This is a genomic window from Allobosea sp. Root670, from assembly GCF_001429415.1.
GTDB lineage: Bacteria > Pseudomonadota > Alphaproteobacteria > Rhizobiales > Beijerinckiaceae > Allobosea > Allobosea robiniae.
The window spans coordinates 413,164-430,401 of sequence record NZ_LMJU01000016.1 but is presented as its reverse complement, the minus strand read 5'-3'; the positions used below and the strand labels follow the sequence as shown (position 1 = coordinate 430,401).

Here is a 17,238-nt window from a genome sequence, read left to right as displayed (position 1 = left end):
TCAATGCCGGATGCGGGGATCGATGAGGGAATAGGAGAGGTCGACCGCGAGGTTGATCAGCACATAGACGCCTGAAAAGACGAGGATCACGCCCTGGATGATCGGATAGTCGCGCTTCGAGATCGCGTCGACGACGAGGCGGCCGATGCCGGGGATGTTGAACACGGTTTCGGTGATCACGACGCCACCGATCAGCAGGGCGACGCCAATGCCGATCACAGTGATGATCGGCACGCCGGCGTTCTTCAGCGCGTGCTTCATCAGCATGGTTCGCGCCGGAACACCCTTGGCATTGGCGGTGCGGATATAGTCCTCTTCCAGCACCTCCTGCACCGAAGCGCGGGTCATCCGCGCGATCAGCGCGACATAGGCGAGGCCGAGCGTGATCGTCGGCAGCACGAGGTGCAGGAACCACGGGCCGATGCCGTCCATGATCGGCCGATAGCCCTGCACCGGCAACCAGCGCAATTCGATCGCGAAGACATAGATCAGGCAGTAGCCGACCACGAAGGTCGGCATCGAGAAGCCGAGCACGGAAAAGCCCATCAGCAGGCGGTCGACCGGCCGGCCTGCCTTCCAGGCGGCGAGCACGCCGAGCGTGACCGCGATCGAGACCGCGAAGATCATGGTCAGCACCGCGACCGACAAGGTCGGCTCCAGGCGCTGCAGGATCAGGGCTGAGACCGGGGTGCTCGTGAAGATCGAGACGCCGAGATCGCCCTGCACGACGCGCAGCGCCCAGCGTCCGAACTGGACGAGCAGCGGATCGTCGAGACCGAGCCGCTGGCGGATCGTGGCGATCTGCTGCGGCGTGGCGTAGTCGCCGGCGATGATGGCGGCGGGGTCGCCCGCCGAGAGATGCAGCAGCAGGAAGACGAAGATGCCGACCAGCGTCATCACAAGAAGGGTCGATGCCAGGCGTTGTACGAGATAACTCAGCATTGCGTCGGTCGTCCTCCGTCGGCTTGCTTGTCTGGTGCGGGACGGTCGGCAGGCCCCGCTCGGGCACGGTATCGCGTGCTCGCCCTCGCGCTGCCGGCACGATCAGCTGAAGACGGCTGGGCAAGCGGAGCCCGCCGAGGGGCGGACTCCGTGGGTGGGTTCGCGGCCGGGCTGAAATCAGCCCTTCTTGACGTTCCAGAACGGGATCAGTTCAGGCATCCCGATCAGGCCCGTGAGGTTGCGCAGGGCCGCCGGCTGGAACCATTGGCCGAAATACGCATGCGGCACGAAATCCCAGGCGTTCTGCTGGATGTCGCGAGCGATCTGCTTGCGCTCGGCATCCGATTGGGCGCTGGCCCATTTGTCGCGCAGCTGCTCGTGCTTCTCATTGCTCGGCCAGCCGAACCAGCCCTTCTCGCCATTGGCGGCGTGGCCGCTGAGCGAGACGGGATTGCCGAAGGCGTTGACCGAGCCGGAGGTGAAGAACACGTTCCAGCCGCCCTGGTCCGGCGCGGCCTTGACGGCGCGGCGGGTGACGACGGCGCCCCAGTCGGAGGCCTGCAGCGAGACGTTGAAGCCGGCCTGGCGCATCCATTGCGCGACCAGGTTGGCGGCGTTGTTCATATAGGCGATGTTGGTTGCCTGCAGCACCACGACCGGGCGGCCGTCATAGCCGGATTCCTTGACGAGCTGCTTCGCCTTCTCGATGTCCGGCGCGGTCTTGAACCAGTCGATATTGGCGTCGTTCTCCATCGGCGTGCCCATGCCGAACAGCGAGGAGCAGCCGCGGAAATATTTCTCGTCGCCGAAGGTCGCCTTCATCACCTCGGTCGGGTGGATGAGATGCAGCATGGCCTGGCGGGCCTTGACGTTGTTGAATGGCGGATGGAGCCAGTTGACGCGGCACCAGCCGAGCTGGCCCTGCTTGTTCAGCACCTCAAGCTTGATGTCCTTCTCGCCGGCGAGCGAGTCGAGCAGGTCGACATTGGGGTATTCGATCATGTCGATCTCGCCGGCCCGGATCGCGGCGATCGCGGTCGCCTCGTCGGCGATGTTCTCGAACACCACGCGGTCGACATTCACGACCTTGCCGCCCGAGGTGAAGACCGCAGGCTCCGAGCGCGGCACGTAGTTCGGGTTCTTGTCGTAGACGTAGCGCTGGCCCTGGACGACCGCGCCCTCGTTGAACAGGAACGGCCCGGAGCCGAGGATCGTGCTGATCTGCTGGTTCGGATCGGTTCCGGCCTCCTTCTCGCGCATGATGTAGCAGACATTGGTCGCGGCCTTGGCGAGCCATTCCACCACGAGCCCGTAAGGCTCCTTCATCACGATCTGGAAGGTCTTGTCGTCCTTCACCGGCGTATCGGCGAGGCGCGCCATCATGTGCTGGCCGCCACCATCGCGCGCGCCCCAGCGCCGGATCGAGGCGACGCAGTCCTTGGCGGTGACAGGCGTGCCGTCGGTGAAGCGCAAGCCGTCGCGAAGCTCGAACGTATAGGTCTTTCGGTCGTCCGAGAGCGACCATTTCGAGACCATCTGCGGCTGCGGCTCGAACTTGTCGTTCACGCCGAACAGCGTGTCGTAGACCATGCCTGCGTGATAGGAGGTCATGTTCGCCGTCGTCCAGATCGGATCGAAGACGCGAAGATCGCCGTGCAGGACGGCGCGGATGGTGCGGGCTGCTGAAGGCGTGGTCTGGGCGCGGATCGTGGCCGGTGCGGCGACGAGCGCGCCGGTTGCCAATCCGCCTTGAACGAAACGTCGGCGTGTCGTGGTCATGTCGTTCTCCTCCTCGTTGCATTAGAGGACCGCGGGCATTCGCCTCGTCTGGCCCTCATCGGGTCATGCTTCGTCTCTCCTGTTCCTTTCGGGTCGCGAGGCGTCAGACGACGAGCCGGCCCGGCGGGAGCGGATCATGCGGCCAGAGCGGCCGGTTGATCTTGCGATAGGGATATTTGCGCACGTCGAGATGCGAAGGGCCACCGCCATCAGTGTAGATCACCTCGCTGGCGATCGGACCGTAGGCCGCATGGAAATGGTTGGTCGACTTGACCGAGACGATCCGCTTCTGCGTCGGGTCGATGCCGACGCTGGTGAAGATCTCCAGCCCCAGCGCCTGCGTGCGGTGCGAGAGCAGCGCGACGTCGATGCCGTCGATGCGGATGCCGACCGCATCGCCGATCGGCACCTTGGCGGTGCCGAAGCTCTGCGTGCCCCCGCGGATGGCGCCCAGTACCGTCACCTCGCCATCGACCGGCGTGCCGGAGGTCGCGGCCGCTTTGCCGCCGAAGCGCAGCGGAATGGTCGCGCCGACGCCGGCCGTCAGGCAGAACGCGACCGCGACCGGATCCCAGACCGGGCCGACTGCGGCGTCAGAGATGCCGCGCTCGCGCAGCCGGTGGATGATGTTGGTGTTGTCGGAGGCCGCGCCGCCGCCGGCATTGTCGGTGGAATCCGCGATGACGCGTGGGCCGTTCGCTGCGCCGCCGAGTGCGCGGTCGAGCGCTTCGTCGAGCGGGGTCACCGGCGGGGCGAACTGCCCCTTGAGCGAACGGAACTCCTCGCCGAGCTTTGCTGCCAGCGCATCGCCCTTCGCCTTGTCGTTGTCGGTGATGACGAGCACGCGGGTGCCGATCTCCGGCACGTCGCCCTGCTGGAAGCCATGCGCCAGCGAGACCGAGAGAATGCCGTCCTTGCCTTCCAGCGCGCTCATCCGGTCGACGAAGGAGCGGCCGGGCTCGCGCGTCGTCGGCACCAGCTCGATCATCCGGCAATCATAGAGCGACATCACCGGCTTGATCTGCCCGCGGATCGTGCCGAGGATGATCTCGACCAGTTCCTCGGCCCGCTCGACGAAGTCGATATGCGGATATTCCTTGTAGAGGATGACCGCATCGGCGAGGCGCACGCGCTTCTCGGTGAGGTGGCAATGCGGATCGAGCTCGACGCCGATCGGCACGGACGGCCCGACAATGGCGCGGACATGCTCGATGATATCGCCCTCGCAGTCATCGTAGCCATGCGCGACCATGGCGCCGTGCAGGCCGAGCAGCACGCCGTCGACCGGCAGCGCCGCCTTGAGCTGGACGAGGATCTCATCCCGCATCTCCTCGTAATCGGCCTTGGCGCAGGTGCCCGACGGCTCGGCCCAGAAGCAGGACCCTTCAATCAGCTCGAAGCCGTCGCGCTTGGCCCGCTGCCGCGCGACATAGAGCGGGGCGGTGGTGTGGGTCGCCCGGTCGGGATGCTGGCCCGCCGGGAAATAGGCGGAAGCCTCGAAATTGGCCCGGGATGTCGGGATCGGAGAGAACGTATTGGTCTCGGTTGCGAGCGACGCAGCAAACAGACGCATAAGCTACCTTTCCGACAATGTGACCGTCATGTTCGGTTGGCCGTGAAGGCCATGTCAAGCTGCAGCGCGAGCAGAGGGATTGCAGATGCAGCATTGATGCAATGCACCTCATTATTGCTAATGAGGTGCATTCGCATTCGATCATTGCGGCTTTGACGCCGGGCCGGTTGAGGGGCAACGGCTCACTGCGCCAGCGTCACTTCCCACATCCGCAGCTTGGACTGCCAGGGCTGGAAGCCGGAGATGGCCTTGCTCATCGCCACCGCATCGAGGCCGTTATAGAGGAAGATCAGCGGCACCTCGTCGATGACGCGGCGGTGCAGCTCGTCGAAGATCTTCTGCCGCTCGGCCTTGTCCGAGATCAGCATCGACTTGTCGATCAGCGCCTGCGCGTCCGGATTGTCCCAGACCTTGCGCGGTTGCTTGTCCTTCGGGCCGGAGAACTGCTCGAAGGCGATGGCCGGGTCGAAGCGGGCCGAGAACGAGAAGGACTGCATCTGGTAGTTGCCCTTGTTGAACCGGTCGAGCTGTGTCGCCCAGTCCAGGACCTCGATCTCGGCATTGATCCCGACCGCCTGCAGCATCTGCTGCCAGACCACCGCCGCCGGGAAGCTCGGGACCGTCGGACGCTTGTTGGCGAGGATGGTGATCTTCTCGCCCTTGTAGCCGGCCTCCTGCAGCAACTGCTTGGCCCGGGCCGGGTCGTATTTATGGCCCTGCTTCTCGACCTCGCCGAAATAGCCGGAGGTCGAGTAAATCGGCGAGTTGTTCGGCGTGCCCAGGTTGTTGGAGGCGGCTGCGACCAGCTCGGGATAGTCCAGCGCCGCCGCGATCGCCTGGCGCAACTTCTTGTTGCCCATCACGGCGTCTTTGGTCTGGATCAGGAAGATGTGGCGGACCGCGTTGGGCGCGACCGCGACCTTGAGGCTCGGCACCTTCTTGAGTTCCTCGACATCGCTCGGCAGCGTCTCGCTCATCTGCAGCGCGCCGGAGATGAGGCCGGCCTTCACGGTCGCCGCATCCTTGACGACGAGGAACTTGACCTCCTTGAGCAGCGGGCGCTTCGAGCCGACATAGCCGTCGATCTTGCCTTGCCCCGGCGACTGGTAGCCGTCGAAGGCGGTCATGGTGAAATACTCGCCGCGCTTCCACTCGCCGAACTTGTAGGGGCCTGTGCCGATCGGCTTGTCCCAGCTTCCGTCGGCCTTGACCGAATCCTTGTGTAGGATCGCGGTCATCGCGCAGTCGGTTCGGGCCATCGTGTCGAGGAACAGCGCGTTCGGCTTGTCGATGGTCATGACGAAGGTCCTGGCATCGGGCGCCGAGACGGATTCGACCTTGAGACCACTGCGCCCGTCGAATTCCGAGGTGCAGCGCCACTGGGTCTTCGGGTCCATGTAACGGTTCCAGCTCCACAGCACGTCGGCCGAGGTCAGCGTCGCGCCATTGTGGAATTTCACGCCCTCGCGCAGCGTGAAGGTATAGGTCTTGCCGTCGGCCGAGAGATCGACCTTCTGTGCCAGCAGCGGCGTGGCATTGCCGCCCTCGTTGTAGCCGACGAGCCCCTCGACGAGCTGCAGCGCGAAATCGTCGGTGCTGTCGTCGCGGTTCACGCCGGGATTGTTGCTGCGGATGTCGGCGGCGACCGCGACGGTGATCGATTGCGCTGCGGCCGGGCTCGCGCAGGCCGCGAGCAGGATGGCAAGGGCGAGTGGGCGTCTCATGGCATCGGCTCCCTCAAGATGCCGCGACGAGCGGCGCGATCGATTTCGGTCAGGCGGCCTTTTCGGTCGCGAAGGGCTCGCCGGTCAGGCCGTAGCAGGTGAAATGCCGGTTAAGCGCCGGCAGCGGCGCCACCTCCATCACGCCCTTGCCCGGTTCGAGCAGGATCATCGCCACGCTGGCGGTGATATCGCCGCGCTGGCCGGGGCGTGGCGGGCGGCAGACCGAGAAGGGCGAGAGGAAATCGTCGAACAGCGCGGCCTTCAGGTCCTCGCGGCCGAGCGGCCGGCGCGGTTCGTTCAGGAGCTTGCGGACGCGCCAGTCGCGATAGGGGCTGTCGGGCGCGCTGGCGATGCCGGTCTCGCGCAGCTTCGCCAGCGCCGTCGGGCTGGCCCAGTGATTGGCATGCACGATCAGCCCGTCCTCGGGCAGGATCGGGAAGGCCTCGTCCGGCGCGCATTCCAGATCGATGCCGAAACCCTTGTCCTGGCTGAGCATCATATTGGTCGAGCAGGCCTTCGGCGTGGTCGCGACCACCTTGATCGCCAGCGCCAGATGCTCCTGCTCCAGCGCCTTGCGGCGGACCAGCGCCAGCGGCACGCCTTCCTGGCAATAGTCGCGGTCACTGCGCAGGTAATTGCCGGTGACGCAGATGCCGGCCTCGTTCATGCCGTGCCGGCCCAGCCCGCCAGCCTCGACGAAGGTCAGCAGGTCCGGCCCGTTCTTTCGCTGCACCCTGAGCACGATCGCGGTCTTCGCGCATTCCGGCTGCCAGTCCCAGTTCTGGCCCTGGATGATGCCGCCGGTGGCGCTGCGCTCGGGCAGGATTATCGCGCCGGTGCAGCCGTCATTATCGGCCTCGTCTTCCTCTTCCTCCTCGTCGGCACGGTTGGCGAGAAGCCTTGCCTTGGCGACGATCTCGGTGCGGGCGTTGATCATGATGATCGCATCGAACGGCACGCCGGAGCCGTCGGCGATGCCGCGCATCTCCTCCAGATAGGCCTCGTCGAAAGCTGCGATTCCCTGCCTTGCCTCGTCGATCAGCTTGCGGCGCAGCGTCGTGCTGGAGCCGAGCCCGTCCAGTTGGCCGGCATAGAACCGGGCGCTGCCGGCGATGCGATCCGGCACCGCGGCGCCATAGCTGCGGCCGCGCTCATAGGGCGAGCCTGACACGGAGACGAAGGGAAACGGTTCGATCATGAGACACTATCGTGTTTTTTGATTGACCAAGATGCACAGTGGCGCATCATTTCGCGGATTGTCAAATCGCTCCGGAAGAGGCGAAACCAGGGAATGGCCAGCAGCCTGCACGGCGAGATCATCGGCGATATCCTGCGGCTGGCCCGTGACGAGGGCTGGCCGGCGGGCGCGCCTGTCGGCGTGAAGCCTCTGGCGGCGCGGTTCGGCGTCTCGCGTACGCCGGTGCGGAGCGCGCTCCTGAAGCTGGTCGAGATGGGGCTGCTGGCGCGCGAGCAGAGCCAGGGCTTCAGCCTGCTGCGGCCGGTCGACGACGTGGCGATCGCCGCGCATATGCCGGCCCCGGCCGGTGGCGGCGAACTCTACCAGAGGATCCTGACCGGGCGGGCACGCGGCGAGCTCCCGACCGAGGTCACCGAGAACGCGATGCTGGCGCATTTCGGCGCGGCCAAGGGCGATCTGCGCAAGGCCCTGATGCGGCTTTCGTCGGAAGGACTGGTCCAGCGTCAGCGCGGTCATGGCTGGCGCTTCACCGAAAGCCTGGACACGCCGGAGGCTATTCTCGAATCCTACGCCTTCCGCATCGCCATCGAGACGGCGGCGCTGAGCCAGCCCGGCTACCGCGTCGATGCTGCCGAGCTCGCCCGGCTCCGCACGGCGCATGAGGCGCTGATGCGCCGCCCGGTCGGGGAGGTCACGCCGCAGCTCTGGTTCGAGGTCAACTCGACCTTCCACGAAACGCTCGCCTCATGGTCGCGCAATCGCTTCTTCCTGCAGGCTGTGAGGCGCCAGAACGCGCTGCGGCGCATGCATCAATTCGCCGATTTCTGGGAACTGGAGCCGGAACAGATCCTGCAATCCTGCCGGGACCACCTCGCCATTCTCGCCGCGCTCGACAAGGGTGACCGGCCGGGCGCTGTAGAGCTTCTCGTCGGGCATCTCGCCGGAGCGGCCCAGGATTGGGAAGGGCCATCGTCGGAAGGTTCAGGGCACCCCTGACGCTTCAGCCGGCGCCTCCGCTAAAGCGACAGCTGCGAGCCGGCCTCGGCACAACTCGCCTTGAGCGCTTTCAGGATCGCCTCCTCGTCGGTCGCGATGCCGTGGCGCTGCAGGCAGGGCACCAGGATCGCCGCCTCGGCATGGCCGCCGGGGCCGATGACCGGGCAGGCGATGTCGGTCACCGCCATGATGTCACGGCTGGCGGCGACGCGGTGCCCGAGGGCGCGGATATCCGCGAATATGCGCTCGGTCTCGGCAGCTTCGAGGCGCCGCTTGTCGGCCTCCGATGCTTCCCGCATCAACGCGTCGCGGCGGCTTTTGCTCTGGAAGGCGAGGATCAGCAGCCCGGAATTCGCATCGAGCGCCGGGCGGCCATAGCCTGGCCTGACGATGACGCTGGCATCGAGATGTCCCGAGGTCGTCGCCAGCACCACGGTCTGGGCCCGGCTCAGCACGACGAGATGCGCGACCTGCCCGCTCGCCTCGCTGAAGCGCTCCATCACCGGCAGCACGATCGAGGTGAGCTGGCGCCCGGCCGGTGTGCGGATGCCGAGGTCGAACAGCCGCCGCGACAGCTCGAGCCGGTCGGTCCCCGCCTCGCGGGCGAGATAGCCGCGCTGCTGCAGCACGAAGACCATGCGGAAGATCTCGCTCTTCGAGCGGGCGAGTCGCTCGGCGATCTCGCGCGTCGAGAGCGGCTCGCCGACCTCGGCAAGGAGTTCGAGGATGTCGAGCCCCTTTTCCAGCGCCGGCGCCGCGTAGCTGCTTTTGTCTCCGTTCTCGGTATCCGGCAGGTCGCTCATGTCTCTCTGTTTCATATATGAAGCTTGACATCAAATAAGAAACGAACCTAGCCTCGCCGTCAAAGGGGAGGCGGATGGTACGATCGTCGCATCATATCGCAGGTTCTGGGGGCGTCGCGCCGCTGCCGCGAGGCGGCCGGCCATGAAATACGGCCTGCAGTTCCGCGATGTCTTCGCCGCCTGGGAATCGATCCTCGACGGCGTCTGGATCACGCTGCTGCTCTCCGCGCTGGCGATGGTCGGCGGCCTCGTCATCGGCATCGCCTGCGCTGCCGCCCGCGTCTATGGCCCCGTCTGGCTGCGTCGCATCGTCGGCACCTATGTCGAGGTCATCCGCAACACCCCGCTGCTGGTGCAGCTCTTCCTGATCTTCTTCGGCCTGCCGAGTTTCGGCGTCAGGCTCGACGGGCTCACCGCCGCGATCATCGCGCTGGTCATCAATCTCGGCGCCTACACCACCGAGATCGTCCGCGCCGGGCTGGAGGCCGTGCCAAAGGCGCAGGTCGAGGCCGGCCATTCGCTCGGGCTCTCCGGCCTGCAGGTCTTCCGCTATGTCGTGATGTTCCCCGCGCTGAAGGCGATGTTCCCGGCGCTGGCCAGCCAGTTCGTATTGCTGATGCTGGCGACCAGCGTCGTCTCGCAGATCTCGGTCGAGGACCTGTTCCACGCAGCCTCGATCGTACAGTCGCGCACCTTCCGCGATTTCGAGGTCTACACCGTCATCGGCGTGCTCTATCTCGGGCTCGCCTTCGCCTTCCGCGGCCTGTTCGCGGGCCTCTATTACTGGGCGTTCGTCAGACGATGATCCGCGAATTCGGCCTCATCGATGTGATGTACCTGATCGCGGCAGCGCGCTGGACGCTGGCGCTGACCGCGACCGCCTTCATCGGGGCGTCGCTGATCGGCATCGTCATCGCCATCGCCCGCATCCTGCCCTTCGCGCCGCTGCGCTGGCTCGCCGCCGCCTATATCCACATCGTCCAGGGCACGCCGCTGCTGGTCTGGCTGTTCGTGATCTTCTTCGGCCTGCCGCTCACCGGCATCTCCGTCAATCCGTGGCTCGCGGCGGCGACAGCCTTCTCGGTCTATGGCAGCGCCTTTTTGGGCGAGATCTGGCGCGGCGCGCTGGTTTCCATCGCGAAGACCCAGTGGGAGGCCGGCGCCTCGCTCGGCCTCTCGCTTGGGGAGCAACTGCGTTACGTCATCGTGCCGCAGTCGATCCGGGTCGCGATCCCGCCGACCGTTGGCTTCCTCGTCCAGCTCATCAAGAACACCTCGCTCGCCGCGGTGATCGGCTTTGTCGAACTGACGCGCGAGGGTCAGCTCACGGCCGCCGGCACCTACAAGCCCTTCGCCGTCTACATCACCGTCGCCGCGATCTATTTCGCGATGTGCTTCCCCCTCTCGCAATGGAGCCGCTCGATCGAGCGGAAGCTCGATGTCGCTCGTTGAAATCCATGGGATCAACAAGAGCTACGGCTCGGTCCAGGTGCTGAAGGACGTCACGCTCGACGTCGCCAAGGGCGAGATCATCGCCGTGATCGGCCGCTCCGGCTCGGGCAAGAGCACGATGCTCCGTTGCATCAACGGGCTGGAGCCGATCCAGGCCGGCGTGATCCGCGTCGACGGCACGCAGGTCAACGATCCCGCGACCAACCTGCGCAAATTGCGGCAGGAGGTCGGCATCGTCTTCCAGAGCTTCAACCTGTTTCCGCATCTCTCGGTCTGCGACAACATCACGCTCGCCCCGCGCGTCGTGAAGAAGCAGGCGCCGCAGGCTGCCCGCGAGGTCGCGCGCGAGGTGCTCGCCCGCGTCGGGCTGGAGGACAAGCTCGACGCCTATCCCTCGCAGCTCTCGGGCGGCCAGCAGCAGCGCGTCGCGATCGCCCGTTCGCTCGCCATGCGGCCGAAGCTGATGCTGTTCGACGAGGTCACCTCGGCACTCGATCCCGAACTCACCGGCGAGGTCCTCAAGGTGCTCGAATCCGTCGCGAACGAGGGCATGACCATGATCCTCGTGACCCATGAGATGGGCTTTGCCCGCCGCTTCGGCTCGCGCGTCGTCTTCATGCATGAAGGGCGCATCCACGAGCAGGGGCCGGCGGCCGCCGTGCTGGCCGAGCCGAAGACGCCGGAACTCCAGACCTTCCTCAGCGCAGTGCTGCACTGAGGCGGAACGCCAACAACATCAACGAGGGGAGAGAAGACGATGCGTTCACTGTTCGCAGGTTTAGCCGCCCTGGCCATCGCCGCCTTCGGCGCCGCCGAGGCCAAGGCCGACAAGCTCCAGGACATCCTGTCCAAGGGCGTCGTCCGCATCGGCGTGCCGCTCGATGCGCCGCCCTTCGGCTCGCAGGATGCCAACCGCAAGGCCATCGGTTTCGACATCGAGATGGCCGAGATGGTCGCCAAGGGCCTCGGCGTGAAGCTGGAGATGCAGCAGATCACCGGCGCCAACCGCATCCCCTTCCTGATGACAGACAAGGTCGACATCGTCATTTCGGTGATGGGCCTGACGCCCGAGCGCGCCAAGCAGATCCAGTTCACGGCGCCCTATGCCAACACCTTCCTCGCGGTCTACGGCGCGAAAAGCTCGACGGTGTCGAGCCCGGAGACGATCGGCTCGGCCCGCGTCGCCGCCGCCAAGGGCACGACGCAGGAGCTCGCCATCTCGGCCGCGGCGCCGAAGGCCAGCCTGATGCGCACCGAGGACGACGCGACGGCCGCCGCCGCCTACATCACCGGCCAGGCCGATCTCCTCGCCACCAACTCGATCGTGGCGCAGGCGCTCGCCAAGCAGAACCCCAACAAGGAGTTCGAGCGCAAGTTCGTCATCCGCCGCAGCCCGGCCCATATGGGCGTGCAGATGGACCAGCATAATCTCGTGCGCTGGCTCGACGGCTTCATCTTCTTCAATTCCATGAATGGCGAGCTCGATCGGCTGCACCGCAAATACCTGGACATGCCGATGGATCCGCTGCCGACGCTGTGACGTCGTAGCGGTTCCCGCCGGGCGCGCCGCCGCGCCCGGCTTTTCCATGCTTCCCGACGGCCCGCCTCCGGCGCCGATCCCTGTCCTGCACCCTGCGTGATCCCATGAGCACAGCCAGCGCCGCGCGCCCCAAGCCGACCCCACGCCCATCCAGCGCCTTCCTCACCGTCGATCTCGATCGCGAGGGCAAGCAGACCGGCTTCCTGATGATCCCGCATTCGCCGCATGACGACGCCTGGGGCGCGACCCGCGTGCCGATCGCGGTGATCAAGAACGGCACCGGCCCGACCGTGATCATGGAAGGCGGCAACCATGGCGACGAATACGAGGGGCCGATCACGATCTGCGACCTGATCCGCGATCTCGATCCCGGCCGCGTCCAGGGTCGCCTCATCCTGATGCCGGCGAACAATGTCCACGCCGTCATGGCCGGCCAGCGCACCTCGCCGGTCGACGGGCTGAACTTCAACCGCACCTTTCCGGGCGATCCGCGCGGCACCATCACCCAGCAGATCTCGGCCTTCGTCACCGACCATATCCTGCCGATCGGTGACGCCTTCCTCGACCTGCACTCGGGCGGCTCCTCGCTCGACATCATTCCGAGCGCCATCGTCGAGCCGACCGACGACCCCGCCCTGCACAAGCGCAATGTCGCGGCCGTGCAGGCCTTCGACGCGCCGATGACCGTGGTGATCAGCAATCTCGGCGAGCCGCGCACGGCGACCGCTGCCGCCTGCCGCGCCGGGCTGGTCACGGTCGGCACCGAGATGGCCGGCGCCGGCACCGTCTCGCTGGAGGCGCTTGCGGTCTGCCGGCGCGGCGTCGCCAATGTGCTCGACCATCTCGGCGTCGTCGTTCGCGAAAAACCCGAGCCCAGGCGCAGCGAGGGGCAGATCCTCGAGCTGCCCGGCATCTCCGCTTACGTCTATGCGACGGCGGACGGCATCTTCGAGCCCTTCCATGCCAATGGCACCAAGGTCAGCGCCGGCGAGCCGGCCGGACGTATCCACTGCACCTGGGACCCGACGCGCCAACCCGAGACGCTGCATTACGCCGCTGACGGCATCCTCTACGGCCGCCGGCAGCCGGGCCGCGTGAAGCCGGGCAATTGCTGCCTGATCGTCGCGGCGCCCTATCGCGGAACCCTGTGATGATCGCGCTCGACGATATCCGCGCCGCCCGTGAGCGCATCGCGCCCTACATCCGCAAAACCCCGACGCTGTCCTATGCCAGGACGCGCGGCGGCGATTTCGGCGGCGATGTCACGCTGAAGCTCGAACTGTTGCAGGCCGCCGGTTCCTTCAAGGCGCGCGGGGCGATGAACCGGCTCCTGACTCTGTCGAAGGACGAACTGGCGCGCGGCGTCGTCACGGCGTCGGGCGGCAATCACGGCCTCGCCATTGCCCGCTCGGCCCATGTGCTCGGCGTGAACGCGACGATCTTCCTGCCGTCCAATGCCGCTCCGGACAAGATCGCCAAGCTGCGCGACTGGGGCGCCGACGTCCATATCGTCGGCGCGATCTGGGACGATGCCAATGCCGCCGCGCTGGCTCGCTCCCGCGAAACCGGCGCGACCTATGCCCATCCCTTCAGTGATCCGGTCGTCGTGGCCGGGCAGGGCACGCTCGGCCTCGATATCCTCGACGACATGCCCGATGTCGACGTGATCCTCGTCGCCATCGGCGGCGGTGGATTGATCACCGGCCTCTCGACGGCGGTGAAGGCCTTGCGCCCGCAGACCCGGATCATCGGCATCGAGCCGGTGGGCTCGCCGACGCTCCACGCCTGCCTCGCCGCCGGGCGCCTCGTCGCGCTCGACAAGCTGGAGACGCGCGTCGCCACCATGTCCTGCCGCCAGACCGATCAGGCGATCTATGAGGCGGCGGCCCGGAATGTCGACGAGATCGTTCTGATCACCGACGCCGAGATGGAGACGGCAGCGAAATCGCTCTGGTTCGAATTCGGCATCGCCGCCGACTTGTCGGGCGCCGCGGCGCTGGCGGCGCTCCAGTCGGGCCGGGTTGCATTGTCCGGTGGCGAGAAGGTCTGTGCGCTGGTCTGCGGCGCCGGCACGGATGGCTGCCTGCCGGGTTAGGCGCGTGCCTCGTTATTGAAGAAGCCGGGCGGACCCATCTGCCCGCCCTTCAGCACGATCTCGAGCCCGTCGAGACGCGGATCGTCGGAATGGGCGCGGCAGAGCGGCGCACCGGGCACGCAAGGCCCACGATAGGACAGCCCCCAGAGCGGCAGCGACCGGATCGCCATGGTCGAGGTATCGCCACCCGCGACGATGAGCCGGCCGAGGCGAGCCTCGGCGATGATTGCGGCGAGCAATGCCCCGGTCGCTTCGGCAACCGCGCTGGCCGCAGTTGGGGCGCCCTCAGGCCGTTCGGTCACCAGCATGACGTCGCCCTGAGCCAGCTTGGACAGAGCTGCGGAGCGCAGCTCCGCCCCATAGCTTTTATCCGCCAACAACCGTTCGGCATCGACGGAGAGGATCGTATAGCCCTTGGCTGCCTCGACCTGCGCGCGTGTGACCGGCGACAGGCTGCCGACGAGGGCGAGGACCGGTCCTGCCCCGCAATATTTCGCATCTGAAGTTGATGCGGAAATGACCGCCTTGCCATGCCCGGCCGCGAAGGCGCGGGCGACCGAACTTGCCCCCACCGCGAGCATCGGCCCATTCACCAGCGACGTCGCGAGCAATTCGCCGATCGCCATGAGGTCGGCCTCGGTTGCCACATCGAACAGGACCGCCGGGCTTCCGTCTGGCGGCGTCGCCGGTGCTGACGAGCCATCGGCATAGGCGCGATAATCGACGAGTCCGATACCTTCGAGCCCCTGCGCGGCAAGGTGCCGGCGCAGATCGGCTTCCGCCATCGGCGTCACTGGATGGCGACTCATCGTCGGGTGGCGGTCGATACGATGGATCGCGCCGTCGCCGCCGGCCGCGAACAGGTTTCCGAACAGGCAGAAGCGCCCGAGATTGGGCTGGCCGCCGAGGATCGGCACGAGCGGGTTCGGGAAGAACGGCTTCAGCGCTGCGACCGCCGCGCCGATGCTGCCGATACGAGGTGCGCTGTCGAAGGTCGAGCAGCACTTATAATGCATCAGCTCGACGCCCTGCTCGGCAAAGAAGCGCCCGATTTCCGTCAGTTCCTGCGCAATAGCTTCCGGCGCCATGGCTCGGCTCGCCCCGGCGATGCCGATCGCATCGAGCGGGCCGGCTGCCGCCAACTGGGCTTCACTCGGTTGGCGCAGGAAGAGCAAAGCGCGAAAGCCTCGCTCGGCCAGCGTCGCCAGTGTATCGGTCGAGCCGGTAAAATCGTCGCCGTACCAGCCGTAGAGAGGGATGCGCTTCGTCGTCACGGCGCACTAGCCCGCCTTGCCGCCGAAGGTATCGAGCGCCTGCTGCAATTCGGGATGCGTCCGCGCCGCCTCCGTGATCGGGGTGCCTTCGGCTACGGCTGCCCAGGCCTGCCGGATGCTGGCGACGCCCGCCTTCGGCCCACCGGGATGGGCCAGAATGCCGCCGCCGGCCATGAACAGCAGGTCGTCATGGCCGATCGCATCCCAGGTCGCCTGCGCCGTGCCGGCCCACTGCCCGGAGGAGAAGGCGGGCATCACCCGGTCGTCGGCGCCATCGGTCAGCGGCGTGACGCAATCCCTGGCGGAGGTCACGACCTCCTCGTCTTCCTGCGCGAATTTCCCCTGCAGGCCATGGACATGCATGTGGTCGACACCGGCCAGCCGCCACAGCACCTGATAGGCCTGGAAGCCGATGCCGAGGAGCGGATGGCGCGAGAAGGCGCCATAGCCGTTGCGATGGCCGTGCAGGGCGAGATCAGTCGAGCGGCGCAAGCTCTCGATCGCGGAGAAACCGCACCAGTTCAGGCTCGCCATCACGCAGGAACCGCCCTCGTGCGTGACGAGATCGGCATGGCGGCGCATCGCATCGGTCTCGTCGGTGATGTTGAAGGCGACCATGACGTGCTTGCCGGTCTTGTCCTGATGCCGGCGAACCGCCGCCATCGCCGCCGGGATGCGCTCGGCCAGCGGCGCATGCACCGGATCGGCTGAGATCTCGTCATCCTTGATGAAGTCGAGCCCGGCTTCGCAGAGGCTCGCGACGAGCTCGGCCGTCTGCGCGGAGCTGAGGCCCACATTCGGCTTGATGATCGAGCCGACGAGCGGTCCTTTCGCCGCCCTGGTCAGGCGCCGCGTGCCGGCGATGCCTTGCGTCGGCATCGGGAAGCGCTGGCGATAGGACCAGGGCAGGGCGATGCTTTCGAGCCTGAGGCCGGTGACCTCGCCGAGATCGTAGAGATTGCCCGCAACCACGGCGGCGAGCGTCGCGAGATTGGCTCCGACATTGTCGACCGGGAAGGAGATCGTGATGCGCGCGCGCCGCCATGGCCCGCCGACGCCCTTCCGCGCAAGCCACGCATTAGGCAGGCTGGGCTCCGTGGCGGGCTCCAGCTCCTCGATCCGCGTGACGACGGCCCGCGCCCGCTCGCGCAACTCGTCGGTCTCGCCGGCGACGCGGGCGAAGGTGCCGCAGGATTGCTCACCCGCCATCACCTCCGCGACCTTGGCCGGGTCGAGCGGGGTTTCGATGAGATAGGTCGCTTCGAAGCGTTCGCTGGTCATGGGGTCGGTATGCGAAGGGATATCAGGCTGCCGCAGCAGCGAGCTTGCTCAGGTCCGGGAAGGGCCTGACCGGATCCTTGCCGTCCCAGGTCTCGGACGCCTCGCGGATCAGGCGGAACATCTCGCCCTTGGGGCCGGCGACCTCCGAGAGTTCGATCACCGTGCCCGGATGGTAATGCGTGTCGAAATAGACGAAGCGGCCGCGCTCGCCGACCTCGCCCGACATCACCGGCTTGAAGCCCTCGGCGACGAGCCGCTCCAGGTCGGCATCGTAGTCCGAGGTCCAGTAGGCGACATGCTGCAGGCCGGTCAGCCCCGCATCGGTGAAGTCCTTGTACATGGACGGGACAGTGTTGCGGCACTGGATCAGCTCGATCTGGAGCGGGCCGGAATTGGCCAGCGCCACCGAGTTGTGCGGCTCGTAGGTCTCGCCCTTGTAGCGGTAGTTCCTGATCGGGACCTTCGGATTGTAGAAGAACGGTCCGACGCCCAGCACGCGGCTCCAGTAGTCCATCGCCGCCTCGATATCCGGGACGACGTAGCCAGCCTGACGGATCTGGCCAAAGAAGCGGCTCATGGGC

Annotated in this window: 16 protein-coding genes; 7 read left to right on the top strand and 9 right to left on the bottom strand. The window is 66.6% G+C overall.

The annotated features are described in order from the left end of the window. The 5 genes from ASE61_RS17360 to ASE61_RS17340 all read right to left on the bottom strand — a co-directional run bounded on the left by ASE61_RS17360 (position 1) and on the right by ASE61_RS17340 (position 7,216). A complete protein-coding gene (locus ASE61_RS17360; RefSeq protein WP_061968957.1) occupies positions 1-942 on the bottom strand; it encodes an ABC transporter permease in 942 nt (313 codons plus the stop codon). Positions 943-1,119: 177 nt separating this feature from the next. Further along, complete coding sequence (locus ASE61_RS17355) at positions 1,120-2,721, bottom strand: ABC transporter substrate-binding protein (RefSeq protein WP_061968955.1); 1,602 nt, start codon at positions 2,719-2,721, stop codon at positions 1,120-1,122. Between the two features lie 103 nt (positions 2,722-2,824). Further along, positions 2,825-4,294, bottom strand: a complete 1,470-nt coding sequence (locus tag ASE61_RS17350) for a M81 family metallopeptidase (protein ID WP_061968953.1) — start codon at positions 4,292-4,294, stop codon at positions 2,825-2,827. A 182-nt stretch (positions 4,295-4,476) separates the two neighbouring features. Further along, complete coding sequence (locus ASE61_RS17345) at positions 4,477-6,018, bottom strand: ABC transporter substrate-binding protein (protein ID WP_061968952.1); 1,542 nt, start codon at positions 6,016-6,018, stop codon at positions 4,477-4,479. 49 nt (positions 6,019-6,067) lie between these two features. Continuing rightward, positions 6,068-7,216: a C45 family autoproteolytic acyltransferase/hydolase gene (locus ASE61_RS17340; RefSeq protein WP_061968950.1), complete on the bottom strand. Its 1,149-nt coding sequence runs from the start codon at positions 7,214-7,216 to the stop codon at positions 6,068-6,070. 93 nt (positions 7,217-7,309) lie between these two features. Here ASE61_RS17340 and ASE61_RS17335 point away from each other — a divergent pair, with 93 nt between their 5' ends. Continuing rightward, the gene (locus tag ASE61_RS17335; protein WP_061968948.1) at positions 7,310-8,212 is read left to right on the top strand and encodes a GntR family transcriptional regulator; all 903 of its coding nucleotides are present in this window, start codon (positions 7,310-7,312) and stop codon (positions 8,210-8,212) included. Positions 8,213-8,232: 20 nt separating this feature from the next. Here ASE61_RS17335 and ASE61_RS17330 read toward each other — a convergent pair whose 3' ends face one another. Then, positions 8,233-9,015: an IclR family transcriptional regulator gene (locus ASE61_RS17330; protein WP_061968946.1), complete on the bottom strand. Its 783-nt coding sequence runs from the start codon at positions 9,013-9,015 to the stop codon at positions 8,233-8,235. A 142-nt stretch (positions 9,016-9,157) separates the two neighbouring features. On the opposite strand from ASE61_RS17330, the gene ASE61_RS17325 reads away from it, so the two are divergent. The 6 genes from ASE61_RS17325 (at position 9,158) to ASE61_RS17300 (ending at position 14,102) form a co-directional block, all read left to right on the top strand. Beyond that, positions 9,158-9,820, top strand: a complete 663-nt coding sequence (locus ASE61_RS17325) for an amino acid ABC transporter permease (RefSeq protein ID WP_061968944.1) — start codon at positions 9,158-9,160, stop codon at positions 9,818-9,820. Next, positions 9,817-10,467: an amino acid ABC transporter permease gene (locus tag ASE61_RS17320; RefSeq protein WP_061968942.1), complete on the top strand. Its 651-nt coding sequence runs from the start codon at positions 9,817-9,819 to the stop codon at positions 10,465-10,467. The genes ASE61_RS17325 and ASE61_RS17320 overlap by 4 nt, the downstream gene beginning before the upstream one ends. Then, entirely contained in the window at positions 10,454-11,185 is a 732-nt protein-coding gene (locus ASE61_RS17315; RefSeq protein ID WP_061968940.1) for an amino acid ABC transporter ATP-binding protein, read from the top strand. The genes ASE61_RS17320 and ASE61_RS17315 overlap by 14 nt, the downstream gene beginning before the upstream one ends. A gap of 39 nt (positions 11,186-11,224) precedes the next feature. Then, positions 11,225-12,007, top strand: coding sequence for a transporter substrate-binding domain-containing protein (locus tag ASE61_RS17310; RefSeq protein WP_061968939.1), 783 nt, complete (start codon positions 11,225-11,227; stop codon positions 12,005-12,007). A gap of 104 nt (positions 12,008-12,111) precedes the next feature. Continuing rightward, positions 12,112-13,158, top strand: coding sequence for a succinylglutamate desuccinylase/aspartoacylase family protein (locus ASE61_RS17305; RefSeq protein ID WP_061968937.1), 1,047 nt, complete (start codon positions 12,112-12,114; stop codon positions 13,156-13,158). Further along, positions 13,158-14,102 (top strand): threonine/serine dehydratase, encoded by a 945-nt coding sequence (locus ASE61_RS17300; protein WP_061968935.1) that lies wholly within the window; start codon positions 13,158-13,160, stop codon positions 14,100-14,102. The genes ASE61_RS17305 and ASE61_RS17300 overlap by 1 nt, the downstream gene beginning before the upstream one ends. Here ASE61_RS17300 and ASE61_RS17295 read toward each other — a convergent pair. Genes ASE61_RS17295 through ASE61_RS17285 form a run of 3 tightly spaced genes read right to left on the bottom strand, consistent with a single transcriptional unit; the run spans position 14,099 to position 17,234 of the window. Beyond that, positions 14,099-15,376: a four-carbon acid sugar kinase family protein gene (locus tag ASE61_RS17295; protein ID WP_061968933.1), complete on the bottom strand. Its 1,278-nt coding sequence runs from the start codon at positions 15,374-15,376 to the stop codon at positions 14,099-14,101. The two genes, ASE61_RS17300 and ASE61_RS17295, sit on opposite strands and share 4 nt — an antisense overlap. A 6-nt stretch (positions 15,377-15,382) precedes the next feature. Next, entirely contained in the window at positions 15,383-16,657 is a 1,275-nt protein-coding gene (locus ASE61_RS17290) for a ribulose-bisphosphate carboxylase large subunit family protein (RefSeq protein ID WP_061968932.1), read from the bottom strand. Between the two features lie 22 nt (positions 16,658-16,679). After that, a complete protein-coding gene (locus tag ASE61_RS17285) occupies positions 16,680-17,234 on the bottom strand; it encodes a VOC family protein (RefSeq protein ID WP_061968930.1) in 555 nt (184 codons plus the stop codon). Between the last annotated feature and the right edge of the window lie 4 nt (positions 17,235-17,238).